This window comes from Collinsella aerofaciens (assembly GCF_027679495.1).
In the GTDB taxonomy this organism is placed as follows: Bacteria; Actinomycetota; Coriobacteriia; order Coriobacteriales; family Coriobacteriaceae; genus Collinsella; species Collinsella aerofaciens_AK.
Map to the genome: position 1 here is coordinate 15,885 of NZ_JAQEKC010000009.1, position 14,264 is coordinate 30,148.

A 14,264-nucleotide genomic window follows, 5' to 3' on the forward strand; every position below is an offset into this window, starting at 1 on the left:
TTAGTCCTCCTTATCGACTTTCACCGTTGTACCGTCCTTGACCTCATCAGGGGTTACTTCGGACCCCACTTGAGACTCATCATCCCAGGACGCAACCAAAATCTCGCAATTGCCGTCCGCAAAAGAACCGAGCTCATAGTCTTCGGTGCGATACACCAGTCCCTTGGATGTCACATACAAGCATGTTGAGCCCTTGATTGAATAGTCTGAAGAATCGCTCCGCATGAGCATAGAATTGTAATCAGACGGATGCTCTCTGCGCATTTCCGTAAGATACGGCCAAACTGCCGAACTCATAGAACTGGCAAGATCCTCGGTATCAATGCCAAACATGTCCTGAGGACTAACAGTATCACCCGTATGCAAATCAAAAATAACACCAGTCACAACCGTGTCGCCATGCGGACCCCATCCCGTCGAATAGCGCTCGTCACGGATACAAAAATAGTTCTCATCCATGTACGTAACCGTCACGTTTCTCGATATGCAGGGAAATTCGCCGTCGGGGTACAGCTCAGCATTTGATTGCTCATTATCTGATGCTCGATTCGTTCGCTCCGCATCAATTTGAAGTGGCTCGAGAATCGCCTTGTTAATTTTGTCTTTGATGTCGTCTTTGGCGGAGCTCTTAAGTTGCGGATAGGACCATTCCATGTCAGTCCGCTCGCCCCGATTTAACATAGGGTCGACCGGAGCAGACACCGTCAATGATTTTGCCTCCAACGTATAGACAACTTCTTCGGCCGCTCTCTCGTCCTTCTTGGGCCTTTCGGTCGTTTGCTCCTGCTGCACGGATTGCTGCTGGAGATTGGGCTCGATGACGTTCTTGTAGAGCATGAAAGCAGCGTAAGCGATGCCTGCCGCGGCGATAAATGCGGCGATCATGATAGCGAACTGCGGCACTAGGCGGTTACCGACCTGACAGCGTTGCATAAAGAAGTTGTACATCTGGGAGTGACCGCTACTCGCAGTCTTCGAGACCGGTTCGGGGCTCGGTTCTGCTGTGGACTCGGCATTCGCGGATCCTATCGCAGAGTCCGTTTCGGTATCTGTGGGTTCCAATATGACTTCAGCGGACGATGATTCTCGCTCCGGCGGCCTGCCCTTGGGCCCCTCCTCGGCCGCAGTCTTGCCCGAGAGCCCGCCCAAGGGCAGGCCGCATTCGGTACAGAATCGCGCATCGTCGCTTATTTTGCTACCGCATTTGGGGCAAAACATGGGCCTTCTTCTCCGATTCCCTTTAGTTTCGCTGAGTCGTAAGTCACTCACGCGCTGTACGCTACGTAGTTTAACTATTTCTTAAGCAAGCCAATAGGCCGCTTGAACAGACGCATACCCGCTCAAGTGACCCTATACCGGCTAGTTATCTTAGCTCATGGCATGAGTGTTAGTGCAAGAATTTTCGCTGAACAGAGCCGCATCTCGAAGTCCGAACCGATGCTCAACTTGAAGCCATCTTTATTTATCGAGATGGAGATATCGCCGCTGATATCCATATCATGCGCGCAGCCAACCGCCCTCATTTTTCGAGACCACCCGTCACGTTATCAGGAGCCCGAAATCAAAGAGATAGTAAAAGCCGATTGGGTCACACGTGATTCCATATGCCCCAATCGGCTATTCTGATTGTTTACACCTCAACGAAACCTAGGCGACCCATTTACACGCGCTAGCGCGCCGCATCAATTGCGACCTTGCCGCTCTCCAGCACGTGGACGCGACCGTCGGCGAGCATCTGCACGACCTCAGGGTACAGCACGTGCTCAATCGCGTGGATGTGCTCCTCGAGCGTGTCGACGTCCCAGCCCTCCTCAACAGCCAGCGCACGCTGGGCGATGATGGGGCCGTTGTCGTAGATCTCGTTGGCAAAGTGCACGGTCACGCCGGTCACCTTGACGCCGCGAGCAAACGCATCGTCAATCGCATGGGCGCCGGTAAAGCTCGGCAGCAATGCCGGATGCAGGTTGACCACGCGATTGGGAAACGCTGCCAGCAGCGGCGTGTGCACCATGCGCATATAGCCGGCCATGACCACATATTCGCAGCCGCGCTCGAGCAGCTCATGCGCAATGATCTCGTCAGCCGCGATGGGATCGGCATAGACATCCTTGGACAGCGTGAGTGTCTGGATGCCCGCACGCTCGGCACGCTGCAGGCCCTTGGCCGAAGGACGGCTCGACACCACAAGTTCAATCGAGGCGTTGAGCTTGCCGGCGGCGATCAGGTCGATCAGCGCCTGCAGGTTGGTACCCGAACCGCTGATAAGCACGCCAATCTTAAGCGGCTCGGCCGTATCGGTGCCGGTCGGACGGGTGTAGGGTACAAAGCCTAGGCCCTCGGCAGCAACCATCTGCTCGTTAGCGCTCATCGGAGTACACGACCTTACCGGAGCCCTCGACGCACTCACCCACGCGGAACGGCTTCTCGCCTAGCGCGACCAGAGCCTCGGTCACGGCAGCCTCGTCCTCGGGGGCGACGATCAGGCACAGGCCGACGCCCATGTTGAAGGTCTTGCATGCCTCGTTGGGCGCGAGCTCGGCCTGACGCGACACGTAGGTGATGACGGGCGGAACGTCCCAGCCCATCTCGGCGCCGTTGCGGGTGACCACGGCGTCGACGTCGTCGGCGAGCGCACGGTTGAGGTTCTCGGTGATACCGCCGCCGGTGATGTGGGCGATGGCGTGCACGTTAGCGCCGCCGCGCAGCAGCTCCAGAATCGGCTTGACGTAGATGCGCGTAGGGGCCAGCAGAGCATCGGCCAGCGAAGCACCGCCGAGCTCCTCGAGCGGACGGCTCAGTTCCTCGGCCTTAGCGGCGGCCTCGGGCGTGCCCGGCTTGATGCCGTCGACACCGATGACCTTGCGCACGAGTGAGTATCCGTTGGAGTGCACGCCGGTGGAGGGCAGGCCCAGGATCACATCGCCGGGGCGAACGTTCGCGGGGTCGAGCATCTTGGGACGATCGACAACACCCACGGTAAAGCCGGCGAGGTCGTAATCGGCGGGGGCCATGACGCCCGGGTGCTCGGCCATCTCGCCGCCCACGAGCGCGCAGCCCGCGAGCTTGCAGCCGTCGGCCACGCCCTTGATGATCTTTGCCATGTGCTCGGCCTCAATGTGACCGATGGCAACGTAATCCAGGAAGAACAGCGGCTCGGCGCCCGAAGCCAAAATGTCATTGACGCACATGGCGACCAAGTCCTGGCCCACCGTCTCGTGACGGTCCATGATCTGGGCGAGCACGAGCTTGGTGCCCACGCCGTCGGTGCCGCTGATCAGGATCGGGTCTTCCATATCCTTGAGCGCGGCAGCCGAGAACAGGCCACCAAAGCCACCGATGCCGCCGATAACCTCGGGGCGGTTGGTGTCCTTGACCATCTGCTTAATAGCGTCGACGGCGCGGCCACCCTCGGCGGTATCGACGCCGGCGTCCTCATACGTCACATGCTTGCTGTCGCTCATCTGAGCCTTCCTCTCCCACTACCGTGGCGCCGCGCGGGCGCCAAACGGTGCTCATAGTTGCGTTCATTTCGGCGCGCGCCATAACAGCACGCGCCGTCATATCAACAAAACAGCAGGTAAAACCTACCAGAATAAACCTGTCCCTAAATGGCAGATTTTAGGCCTCGCCGTGCTCCTCTTCCCAGCTGCGGTCGTCGTATTTCTCGACCACAGCGTCGTCGTCAAAGTGCAACGGCTTGTCCAGGTTGCGGGGCTTAAAGCCCTCCATGAACTTGTCGCGGCCAAAGCTCTCGGGAATCGCTACGGGGTAGCGTCCGGTAAAGCACGCATCGCAGTAACCGCCCTTGGGCATGACCTTAAGCAGGCCCTCAACCGAAAGGAAGGCCAGCGAATCGGCGCCAATGTACTCGCAGATCTCATCGACCGTCTTGTTGGCGCTGATAAGCTGCGACTGCACGTCGGTATCGATACCGTAGAAGCACGGCCAGATGACCTCGGGCGAGTTGATGCGGATATGAATCTCCTTGGCGCCGGCGTTGCGCAGCATCTTGACGAGCTGCACCATGGTGGTGCCGCGGACGATGGAGTCGTCGATGACGACCAGGCGCTTGCCCTCGATGTTGTCGCGCAGCGGGTTGAGTTTCATACGCACGCCCATGGCGCGCAACTCCTGCGTAGGCTCGATAAACGTGCGGCCCACGTAACGGTTCTTGATAAGGCCCTCGCCAAAGGGAATGCCGCTCTCGTGCGAATACCCCTCCGCGGGCGGCAGGCCGGAGTCAGGCACGCCGATGACCAGGTCGGCCTCGACGGGCTCCTCATGTGCCAGCTGACGACCCATGTCGTAACGGCAGGCGTAGACGCTCTTGCCGTTCATGATGGAATCGGGGCGGGCGAAGTAGACCTGCTCAAAGATGCAGTTAGCAGGCTCTTCGGCAGCGGGCACACCCTGCTCGGACACAAGGCCCTCGGCGCTGATGCGCAAAATCTCACCGGGACGGACGTCGCGGACGTACTCGGCGCCCACAATGTCGAGCGCACAAGTCTCGGAGGCGACGACCCAGCCGCCGGCGCGGGTGACACGGGTGGTGGCGTCGACCGTCGCGGCGCCGTCCTGCGACGGCAGCTTCGAAACGGATGCGGCATCGGCCTGGTCCAGGCCCTCGTCCACCAGCTTGCCCAGCACGAGCGGGCGAATGCCGTGCGGATCGCGGAATGCATAGAGCGCCTGCTCGTTGATGAGCGTCATGGCGTAGCCGCCACGCACGAGCTCCATGGTCTTGCGAATGCCCTCGCGCAGATGGCCTGTACGCTGAGTAAAGTAGCCGATGAGTTTGGTCGCGACCTCGGAATCCGAGTTGGAGAGGAACGGCACGCCCAGCTCGATCAGCTGGCGGCGCAGCTCGTCGGTGTTGACGAGGGTGCCGTTGTGCGCGAGCGCGATAATGACGCTATTGATGGTAGAGAGGTGCGGCTGAGAGGCTTCCCAGCTCTTGGCGCCGGCGGTGCCATAGCGCACATGACCCACGGCCAGCTGACCGGAGAGCGTCGATAAGTCGGCATTGGAGAACACGCGGTCGAGCAGGCCCAGGTCCTTGCGGACCATAACCGTACCGCCGTCACCAACAGCGATTCCCGCCGATTCTTGGCCACGGTGCTGCAGTGCACGCAGGCCAAAGTACGTCAGTCGAGCCACGTCACGATCGGGCGCCCACACACCAAAAACGCCGCATTCCTCATGCAGCTGGTCGGAGTCCGGATCATACGTCGACATGGCGTTCACCTGTCCCGCGGCGCGCTCGGCCGCGCGGATGGTTTCTTGAGACATGGCATCCCCTCAGAGCCTCGTATTTTGGCGTTACCCGCCTTATTATACGCACGGCGCGACGCGCTCCCCAGCGCATGAGCAGCGCTTTTTAAAAGCCCACCGAGCTAATAATCCGTTTTGCGGCCAAACATTTTATTGGTCTGCCCAGTGCAAGCGCCCGCGCCCCCATATGGCCGCCGCGTCCACCGTTGGGGATTGCAAAGTTGCAATTGGGACGTTCGTCCTGTCTTTTAGCAGGTCGGCGGCGTATCCTAGTAACCTAGGACAAAGCGAGAAAGGTTCTGTATGGATCGAAACGAACTCGACCCCAGCGTCCCCAGCGCCACGGAGGTCAAGAAGATTCCCCTCATCATTAAAGTGTACGCCGTCCTGTGCATCCTGTCCGGCGTGGGCACACTCCCGTCGGTCGCCGTCTTTATGTGGCAGGTCATCACCGCACTCATTAACGGCAACGCCGCCGCTAAGCTCGGTGATAACACCCTGGTCGCGGTTGGCCTTATCGTCGCCGGCATTATGCTCTCGGCGGCAAGCGCGATCATCTTAATCGTCTTTGGCCTGGACCTCATCAAGGACCAGCGGCGCAATGCCGCCCGCCTGTCTTACGTCCTCATCGCATTGACCGTCGTGGAGCTTTTAGTTGACGTGATGCTCCAGGGTATCGGACCCTTCCTGCTGCGCCCCGCCATTCAGCTCGGTATCCTCATTGCGCTGTCGGCCACCGTCGACCCCACGCTACGCCAGGAGCGCGAACTGCAGCGCCGTCTGCAAGAGATGCTCGACCGCGATGCCGCCGCCGAGGGGATGCTCGGCCGCGACGAAACCGGCGAGGGCTACATCAAGCTCAACTACTTCAACCTGTTCTGGGTATTCTTCGTCTGCAGCGTGTTAGGTCTCATTCTCGAGGAAGTCTGGCATATGGTCGTCGTCGATCCCGGCGTCTATCAGGACCGGGCCGGTATGCTATTTGGCCCCTTTAGCCCCATCTACGGATTTGGCGCGGTGCTCATGACCATGGCGCTCAACCGCTTCTATAAAAAGAATCCTCTGATCATTTTCCTGGTAAGTGCCCTGATCGGCGGCGCTTTCGAGGTGTTTGTAGGCTGGTTTATGCAGACCTCATTTGGCGTGGTGTCGTGGAGCTACTCGCACATGAAACTGTTCGGCATGCCCGACCCACTCGCCGTCCTTACGGGCGGACGCACCTGCACGGGCTTTGCCTGCCTGTGGGGCCTGGGTGGCCTTATCTGGATCAAGCTGCTGCTGCCGAGGCTGCTCAAGCTCATCAACATGATTCCGTGGAAGAGTCGCTACTCGGCTACCGTCATCTTTACCGTCATTATGCTGGTCGACGGCGTCATGACGCTGCAGTCGCTCGACTACTGGTACCAGCGCGTCAACGGCACGGAGCCGGATATTCCCGTCGCGCAGTTCTACGGCAAGTATTTCGATAACGACTACATGGAGAACCGCTTCCAGAGCATGACCATGAGCCCCAAGGATGCGACGCGCGTGTAGCGCCAACCGCGCCCAAAACGCAAAATGCCCGCCGGTATCACACGTACCGGCGGGCATTTTTATAAACGAGCCTTCTATCGACGCAAGCCTCTACGCCTCGCGCTCGACCTCACTCACGCATTCATTCTTGATGGTGCCAACGAGCGCCTGCAGCGCATCGACCACGTGCGGGCGAATGTCCCCGCCGATGAGCACGAGCATGATGTCGTCACCTACGGCAAGCTCGCCGCTTGCCAGCCACACGCGCACATAGCCGACACCCGGCATCGCGCGCGTCGCCTCGATGGCGGCCTGTACCTTGCTGGCGTCGTAGCCAAACACCATGCCGCCCACCTTGTGGCCCGGCGCCACGCCATCGGTCTCGACACCGCGCGCCTCGGCCTTGGGCGTCGCGCGCACCACACCGTTATGTGTCAGATACATACCGCACGCAGGTGCCGACGAATCGGCCTTGGCCTCGCGCAGCCAAGCATCAACCGAAGGCATCATTTTGCCATTCTCGAGCATCATTTCTCCCTTACCGTCGTCGAGTAGCCAATTTGGAACGGGGCTTTTTTAGCTACTTTCGAACAACTTATTCCTCGACCGGCGTGAGCACCATGACAGCACGCGTGTTGCTCAGCGATAACGAACGACAGGTCACAAGCGTCACGACCTTGGTTGCCGAAGCGGCACGATCGGTGGCATCGCTCGCCACGGCAGAGGCACCGTCGAGCATCTCGGACAGGTAGTTCTTGAGCCCGTCATCGCCCTCAAAATTGGGCGTGCGCGCCTTGGAGTACGTATCCTCAACGACCTTGGTCGCCAGCGGACGCAGCTTATACGTAGCATCCCGTGTGATGTAGTACACATATTCAATGCTATCGAACGTTGCCTGGTCAGTCGTATCCGAAATCACGTTGAACATCGACCCATCGTTCATATGGTGGCCGTAGATCGTGGTCTGCTGGTCAACCATTCCCGGCGCGGTGTCATCGCTATCCAGGAAAATGGCCCCAGATGCATTGGCCGTACCGTCGAACAGCGTGTTGAGGTATTTGGAGTTGTTGTTGGTCTGCACCACGGGATAGTTGATGTTGGTTCCCGGCACATAAATCCAACCCACAATCTCGGGGTTTGTCTGAGCAAGCGCATCGAAGTCGATAGTCGGCACGCCGCTGGCGTCCTTATCGCTTACATATTGCTTCTCGATTTTCTGATACGACTCGCTCGCCTGCTTGTAGCCAATCTGTGCATTGATAAAGATGGCAGCGGCGGCAACAATCAGACCGATGCCGATGATGATGAGCAGAATGGGAATAATGGAGCGGCGCTTTTTGCGCGGCGGCTCAGTGTAGCTGGACGCCGCGCCGCTCGTTTGCCTCGGCGTCCGGGCCTGCTTCTTTGCCGTGCCATATGACGAAGGGCGATACGCAGCCGGCGCGTCCTGTCGACGATGCGTCGCCGGCGTCACAGGACGCGGCGCGCGCGGCTGCTGAGGAGAGGATGTCCGACCCTGCTGCGCCGCACTGGCAGCACCCGGCTTCGACGGATCGGGAATCTGAGAAGCCTTGAATCGTTTTCCCTGATAGTCGGACATGGCTCTCCTTATACTGCGGCGAAACGGCGGAACGCCTAGGCGTCAGCCATCTCCTGCTTCATCTTCTCGATAACCTTGCGGTACTCGGGGTCGCAAGCGCCCAGAATCTGCGTGGCGTAGATGGCGGCGTTCTTGGCGCCGTTGATGGCAACGCAGGCCACGGGCACGCCCGAAGGCATCTGCACCATCGACAGCAGCGAATCCATGCCGCCCAGGTCACTCGTCTTCATAGGCACGCCGATGACCGGCAGCGGCGTAAAGGCAGCCACGACACCACCCAGGTGAGCGGCCTTGCCGGCGGCGGCGATAATCACTTTGATACCGCGATCGGCGGCAGTCGAAGCCCACTCGTGGACCTTCGCCGGTGTGCGGTGTGCGCTCGCAATGACAAGCTCATAGGGCACGCCCAGCGCCTCGAGCTCGGCGGTGCAGCCTTCCATAACGCCCAGATCGGACTTGGAACCCATGATGATCCCGACAACCGGCTTTTGATCTGCCATAAACAAAGACCTCCTGTTGAGAGCGGTGACGCGGCGGATCCGCGACCCTTAACTACTGAGAGTAGTATAGCCGCTCCCGTCCCTGCGGTCTTTGTGGTGGCGGCTGAGCCTTTCCCTCGGGAACTGGGCTTCGCGAAGTTTCCCGAGGGAAAGGCTCAGCCGCCACCCTGCGACCTACCGGGGATTGCCATGACGTACGTTGGCTGGTGAATTGGAAAGAAAGGTTAACGGAGGCTGAAAGGCAATTGGTCCAGAAAAAACCCTGACGAATCTAATTCGTCAGGGCCCTACCAACGCTCACTCGTCGTTCATCGTTAAAGCTAGATATTCTCTTCCGCCCATTTCTCGAAATCGAGTGTTCGTCTCTGAGCAGTTCGGTAGACTTCCATGTCTTCGCGAGCGCCTACCACTACGATGGCCATTTTTTCTTTAATTCTGATGAGACGGTACACGATTCGAATGCCACTTCCCCTGAGCTTGATTTTCATAAAGCCAGTCAAATCCGTACCCGCCTTGTTTCCAAGAGGCTTGCCAAATCCACCCTCGTTCTGCGGCAATGGGTTCGTTCTGATTTTTTCTATAGCCTTAAGGACAATCTTTCGTTGGGAGCCGTCCAGACGCTTAATATCCTTGAGAGCATCTGGGTAGAAAGCGACTTCGTACCCACTCATTCAAACTCGACCTCATCCATCTGATCGAGTTCGTCCTGGCTCACACCCAGCTCTTCCATAACATCAGACAGGGAAACAAGCGCATCGTCACCTGTCGCAGCCACTCTCTTAAGCGCCAACGTTAACAAGGCGAGGTCCTCCTCCGCTTGCTTCGCTTCCCTGTATTCATCGGGTGTCACAATCACAAATGCTGGCTTGTTGTGTTTGAGGACCACAACAGGATTGTCGTCCCCAACCTTCGAAAAGGCAGCCGAGCCCTTACCGTGGCTGAAATCGCTAATTGGAACAAGGTTGTCGAGCATCTGCAAGGCAGGCATACATACCTCCTAAAAATGAATTCTTTTTCGAATTCATTTTATCATTCTTTTTTGCTATATTGTGCCGCGCAACAGAAACAACCTTTTAGGATACGAATCCGAGCTTAGAATGACTGTTGGCCCTCGCACCGCCCTTGCCTCTTTTATTACGTCAAGTGGTATACAGCGAAGCAAAATGGCAATCTAAAGCACGCGGCATTCGCCTCGCATCGCTACAAAAAACAAACTGCTCCCCACCCACTCGGGCAAGGAGCAAGCCTCATTTTTATAATCAGACCGAGAACCACAAACGCAGAAACACAGGCGACTTCAGTCCCTTATCGCCGAGAGACGTTATTGTGCAGCCATTTCTTTAAGCTTCTCGGCCATCAACAAACACACGTCTTCCGATTGCGGGTACACGCCAAAATGATCGAAAAAACCATGGTCACACCCGGCATATTCGATGACCTCAACATCGATTCCTGAAGACCGTAATTTTGTAGCCCATTTTTCATCGGGGATACGAAGCGGATCGTATTCGGATGTCACGATAGTCACCGGGGAGAAATCAGTGCAGTCCTCAAGCATTAGCGCAGAAATCAACGGGTCATGAGGAGACATTTTTCCGTGTGCGCAAAGTTCGACCATCGGACCGTCCGAATCGCGAAGATGGTCGATGCGAAAACGCGCAACGTCCTCCTGATCGGCTATCGCAGGAAAATCCTCATATCCCTCGCCCTGTTCGCCCGCAAGGTCGACTTCAGGATAGATTTCGAAGGCATGGGCTACAGCTCCAGCACCCCTGAGCTGAACACACGCATTAGTAAGGCTTCCTCCCGCGGAGTCGCCGGCGACCATTATTTTATGAGGATCGATTCCGAGATCCGCGGCATGCTCGCGCACATAATCAAGAGCAAGAACGCAATCCTCGATCTGCCCCGGAAATGCCGTCTCCGGCGCCAAGCGGTATTCCGGATAAACCACCACTGCACCAGACTTTTCGGCGATGAACTCGAGCTGATGTTCAAATTGCAGAACATTCCCCGCCATAAACGCGCCGCCGTGCAGGTAAACAAGCGCCGGACTTGCCTCCTTATGATTTGGTGGCGTCCAGACGAATAAATCTATATAGCGATCGGCCGCCTCCATGAGGATCTCATCGCGCTGAACCTCACCATCGAGTAGGCGGTATGTCGGCTTATCCGGGCGATGACGCATTCCAATAAGGCTCGTCCAGCTCGGAGACATGCTAACATTCCGCATCTTCTTGCGGGATACCTCGAGAATTCGTGGGTCAAGCACATGCTCTCTTTCATCATCAGGAACCGGACGAATTTGAACCTCGAGCCCTCTCTTCTCGGTTATAAACGAGCGACTGGAAATGGCACCAATCAACGCCTCGTCGTATTGTCTACCCATCTTAAATCCCCTCTCGGCAATAACGCCAAATCGATATTTCCATAACTTTTGAGATAACGGCTTATGATGTCCTCAGTTGTCGTATATCTATGTACTAAAGAAACTGAAAACCAAGGGGTCCACCATGCCTGCAGCAAAAGACGAGTTCACTCAGCCAGAACTTCTCTATCAGACCGTTGAAAACGACATCCTCAAGAAAATAGTTTCTGGCGAACTCCCCGGCGGCAGTCAGATTCCCACCGAAACCGAGCTTTGCAAGCAATACAAAGTAAGCAGGATCACCGTAAGACGCGCCGTACAGAATCTCATTGACCAAAGCTTGCTCTACCGCCTGCGAGGCAAGGGAACATTCGTAAACCCATCGAAGCTCACCCTGAAACGAGGAACAAGCACCATTTTCAATTTGAGCGCCGACCCCCAATACGGCGATAAAACAACCAAGTCCATCTTGGAAACAGGCTTAATCAAGGCTGATGCCCACATTGCACGGGAGCTCAAAATTGACAACGGAACCGTAGTGCAACGAGTTGCGCGCTTGGTTTATATCGAAAATGCCCCCTGCGCCATCGACACCGTTTATGCAACGCAGAGCACTCTACCCGGACTGCTGGAGCTTCTCACAGACAATGCCAGTCTTTTCGACCTGATCGCCAACCATTACAGCATCGCAACCGGTATTGAGAAGCTCAAAATCACCGCAGGAATAGCGGGGCTCCAAGAAGCAAGCCTTCTCGGTTATATCGTTGGAGCCCCCGTGAGCGTTGTCGAGCACGTCACATATGCCTGCGATGAGATGCCGCTCCACTATTCAAAAACCGTTTGGCGAGCAGACGCATCGTCCTTCGAGTTCAGCATCTCAAAAGATGGACGCCTTCTCTAGCCCAAAATCCCCAGGACGCCGAGCACAATACCAGCAGCGAGAATGCCCACAATCTGCCAAATTATTTTGACCTGTTTCTTATTGCAAAGACACATGATTCCGAACGCGCAGAGCGGCAAAAGAGCCGGGAATATCCCGTCGAGCGTTTCCTGCAACTTAAACGCGGTGTCGCCGAAGTTAAGAGCGAGCGGAGTGGTAACTGCAACGGTGGTCGCTACCATTCCACCAACTACCATTAGTCCCACAATCGCCAGGCCGGACGTAACTTTGCGCATTACATCAGAATCGTTCAGCTTTGAAATCATGCCACTGCCAAGCGAATAACCATACTGAAGCCCAAACCAGCGGATCAGGATCGTTGGGACATTATAAAGAAGCAGGAACAGGATTGGGCCGAGCAGACTGCCCGAAAGGCAAAGTCCCGTCACAACGCCCGTCGCAATCATGCGAAGCGTACTGGCGATCAGCGAATCTCCAATACCGGAAAGCGGAGCCATAAGCGATGCTTTCATGGCGTTAATTGAGGCGGCGTCAAAGTCCTGATTGTTGGCGTTCTCCTCCTCCATGGAGGCCACAATGCCGGCGACCAGAGGATTAAACGTAACTTGAATATTGTAGAACTCAAGATGACGCTTATATGCCTCGATCCGATCTTCGGGCTTATCGTATAACCGCTTGATTACCGGAATCATGTCGTAGCAGAAACCAACGTTCATTTGTCGGTCAAAGCTCCACATGATGTTGAGTGGAAAGCTACGCCAAAATAACGCCTTTAAGTCTTTCTTGGTTATTCTCTTATCGGTCGATTTATTTGACTCCGGCGAGAGCTCAAGAACATCATTAGAATTCGTTGTCATCGTCAACCTCCTTAGCGACCGCCGCACTGGCAGGCATAAAAATGTGAGCCATATTGAGGATCCCAATCAGGATCAGCGAAAACGCCACGATACCGATCGTCGGAATATTTAGATAGGCACTCAGCAAGAAGCCTCCAAAGAATAGGAAGCTCAGCTCCTTGGTGGACAGGATTGACATAAGCTGCGCAAATCCAAGCGCGGGCAGAATACCCGTTGCGATCGTAAGCCCATTCGTAAGCCAATCAGGGATGGCGTCAATCAGCGCCTGAACAGCATCATTTCCAACGTAAAAAGCCACGCCGCAAATCAAGCCAAGCGCAATGATGTAGAGAATTCCATTGGTCCACATAGCGGCTGCAATCGTTTTGGGGTCGTCCTTTTCGGCACCACGATCAGCCCAGACAGCCATAGGAGGCGTAACAACGCTATACATAAGGCTGTCAAACATGCCGGCAAGCACCGCAGTGGGCATAGCAATAGTCAGAGCGGTCTCGGGACCCGCACCCATAGTAATCGCAAAGGCTGTTCCCAAAACTGAACCAACAATTACGTTGGGCGGCACGGCAGCACCAACCTGCCAGACCCCCATAAACGCGAGTTCGAGCTGGAAACCAACAATAACGCCAGTCGGAATATCACCCAAAAAAATACCGACAATCGCTCCGAGGACAATCGGACGCTCGACCATCGCGGTACCGAGCAAATAATCCGATTGACCTATAGCAGCAGCAAGACCAACCAGAAAAGCCTGAAGCAGCATATTTCTCTCTCTTCCTACAAATCAAAACTTGTTACGATGCGTTTTTTCTCACTAGCAACCTGCCTTACCTCGAACTCGATTCCATCAGCCATGGCTTTCTTAATTTCATTAATATCGGATTGGGAAAGGCGCACAGCAGGGCCAAGCTCCTTTACGCTATCCCCCAACGGTCGAGCGCCGCCTAAATTCACAGACGTTATTTTTGGACACGCACGCGCAACTTCACAGGCGTCATGTACATTTCCCGTAACAACAATTAGCTCGTATTTATCCACCGCGCTTCCGTTAAGGGCCACGATGGAATCTTCTACACTTTTGACAACCAATTTGGCATCAGCGGGTTTTGCAATTCGCAGCGCTTGAATTCGCTCTTTGCTTGCGGCGTACTCATCTGAAACCACAAGAATAGCGTTTGCTTTAAGCGCTGGATACCAAGAGAACACGGTCTGCCCATGCACTAACCGGCTATCGACGCGGCACAGTTTAATCATTTTG

General features: G+C 56.1%; 15 protein-coding genes and 1 pseudogene. 2 read left to right on the forward strand and 14 right to left on the reverse strand.

Annotated elements, in window-relative coordinates:
• The 5 genes and pseudogenes from PGW49_RS04735 to PGW49_RS04750 all read right to left on the reverse strand — a co-directional run bounded on the left by PGW49_RS04735 (position 1) and on the right by PGW49_RS04750 (position 5,289).
• On the reverse strand, positions 1 to 948 hold the full coding sequence (locus PGW49_RS04735; protein WP_270225745.1) for a polysaccharide deacetylase family protein: 948 nt from the start codon (positions 946 to 948) through the stop codon (positions 1 to 3).
• 204 nt (positions 949 to 1,152) lie between these two features.
• A pseudogene (locus PGW49_RS10475) lies at positions 1,153 to 1,218 on the reverse strand (zinc-ribbon domain-containing protein); the annotation flags it as partial.
• Between the two features lie 451 nt (positions 1,219 to 1,669).
• Positions 1,670 to 2,368, reverse strand: a complete 699-nt coding sequence (purN, locus tag PGW49_RS04740; RefSeq protein ID WP_270225747.1) for a phosphoribosylglycinamide formyltransferase — start codon at positions 2,366 to 2,368, stop codon at positions 1,670 to 1,672.
• Complete coding sequence (gene purM, locus PGW49_RS04745) at positions 2,358 to 3,461, reverse strand: phosphoribosylformylglycinamidine cyclo-ligase (RefSeq protein ID WP_055251557.1); 1,104 nt, start codon at positions 3,459 to 3,461, stop codon at positions 2,358 to 2,360. The genes purN and purM overlap by 11 nt, the downstream gene beginning before the upstream one ends.
• Positions 3,462 to 3,618: 157 nt before the next feature.
• Positions 3,619 to 5,289 carry an amidophosphoribosyltransferase gene (locus tag PGW49_RS04750; protein ID WP_161115588.1) on the reverse strand — a complete coding sequence of 557 codons (1,671 nt, stop codon included), beginning with the start codon at positions 5,287 to 5,289 and terminating at the stop codon, positions 3,619 to 3,621.
• Between the two features lie 285 nt (positions 5,290 to 5,574).
• Here PGW49_RS04750 and PGW49_RS04755 point away from each other — a divergent pair, with 285 nt between their 5' ends.
• On the forward strand, positions 5,575 to 6,804 hold the full coding sequence (locus tag PGW49_RS04755) for a putative ABC transporter permease (RefSeq protein ID WP_161115589.1): 1,230 nt from the start codon (positions 5,575 to 5,577) through the stop codon (positions 6,802 to 6,804).
• Between the two features lie 90 nt (positions 6,805 to 6,894).
• On the opposite strand, the gene PGW49_RS04760 is transcribed toward PGW49_RS04755, so the two are convergent.
• From PGW49_RS04760 to PGW49_RS04785, 6 genes are all read right to left on the reverse strand, one after another.
• Complete coding sequence (locus PGW49_RS04760) at positions 6,895 to 7,311, reverse strand: molybdenum cofactor biosynthesis protein MoaE (RefSeq protein WP_161115590.1); 417 nt, start codon at positions 7,309 to 7,311, stop codon at positions 6,895 to 6,897.
• A gap of 67 nt (positions 7,312 to 7,378) precedes the next feature.
• A complete protein-coding gene (locus PGW49_RS04765; protein ID WP_195919156.1) occupies positions 7,379 to 8,383 on the reverse strand; it encodes a class B sortase in 1,005 nt (334 codons plus the stop codon).
• A 35-nt stretch (positions 8,384 to 8,418) separates the two neighbouring features.
• Positions 8,419 to 8,883, reverse strand: coding sequence for a 5-(carboxyamino)imidazole ribonucleotide mutase (gene purE / locus PGW49_RS04770; protein ID WP_006235810.1), 465 nt, complete (start codon positions 8,881 to 8,883; stop codon positions 8,419 to 8,421).
• Between the two features lie 320 nt (positions 8,884 to 9,203).
• Positions 9,204 to 9,554 carry a type II toxin-antitoxin system RelE family toxin gene (locus tag PGW49_RS04775; protein ID WP_195361675.1) on the reverse strand — a complete coding sequence of 117 codons (351 nt, stop codon included), beginning with the start codon at positions 9,552 to 9,554 and terminating at the stop codon, positions 9,204 to 9,206.
• Positions 9,551 to 9,871, reverse strand: a complete 321-nt coding sequence (locus PGW49_RS04780; protein ID WP_195239955.1) for a type II toxin-antitoxin system prevent-host-death family antitoxin — start codon at positions 9,869 to 9,871, stop codon at positions 9,551 to 9,553. Before PGW49_RS04780 ends, PGW49_RS04775 begins: the two co-directional genes overlap by 4 nt.
• Before the next feature lie 333 nt (positions 9,872 to 10,204).
• On the reverse strand, positions 10,205 to 11,272 hold the full coding sequence (locus PGW49_RS04785; protein WP_195239957.1) for an alpha/beta hydrolase: 1,068 nt from the start codon (positions 11,270 to 11,272) through the stop codon (positions 10,205 to 10,207).
• A 124-nt stretch (positions 11,273 to 11,396) separates the two neighbouring features.
• On the opposite strand from PGW49_RS04785, the gene PGW49_RS04790 reads away from it, so the two are divergent.
• On the forward strand, positions 11,397 to 12,152 hold the full coding sequence (locus tag PGW49_RS04790; protein ID WP_195239959.1) for a GntR family transcriptional regulator: 756 nt from the start codon (positions 11,397 to 11,399) through the stop codon (positions 12,150 to 12,152).
• On the opposite strand, the gene PGW49_RS04795 is transcribed toward PGW49_RS04790, so the two are convergent.
• Genes PGW49_RS04795 through PGW49_RS04805 form a run of 3 tightly spaced genes read right to left on the reverse strand, consistent with a single transcriptional unit; the run spans position 12,149 to position 14,260 of the window.
• Positions 12,149 to 13,009 carry a PTS system mannose/fructose/sorbose family transporter subunit IID gene (locus PGW49_RS04795; protein ID WP_195239961.1) on the reverse strand — a complete coding sequence of 287 codons (861 nt, stop codon included), beginning with the start codon at positions 13,007 to 13,009 and terminating at the stop codon, positions 12,149 to 12,151. The genes PGW49_RS04790 and PGW49_RS04795 overlap by 4 nt on opposite strands.
• Positions 12,993 to 13,769, reverse strand: coding sequence for a PTS mannose/fructose/sorbose/N-acetylgalactosamine transporter subunit IIC (locus tag PGW49_RS04800; RefSeq protein WP_006235817.1), 777 nt, complete (start codon positions 13,767 to 13,769; stop codon positions 12,993 to 12,995). Before PGW49_RS04800 ends, PGW49_RS04795 begins: the two co-directional genes overlap by 17 nt.
• 14 nt (positions 13,770 to 13,783) lie before the next feature.
• On the reverse strand, positions 13,784 to 14,260 hold the full coding sequence (locus tag PGW49_RS04805) for a PTS sugar transporter subunit IIB (protein ID WP_195361676.1): 477 nt from the start codon (positions 14,258 to 14,260) through the stop codon (positions 13,784 to 13,786).
• Positions 14,261 to 14,264: the final 4 nt, after the last annotated feature.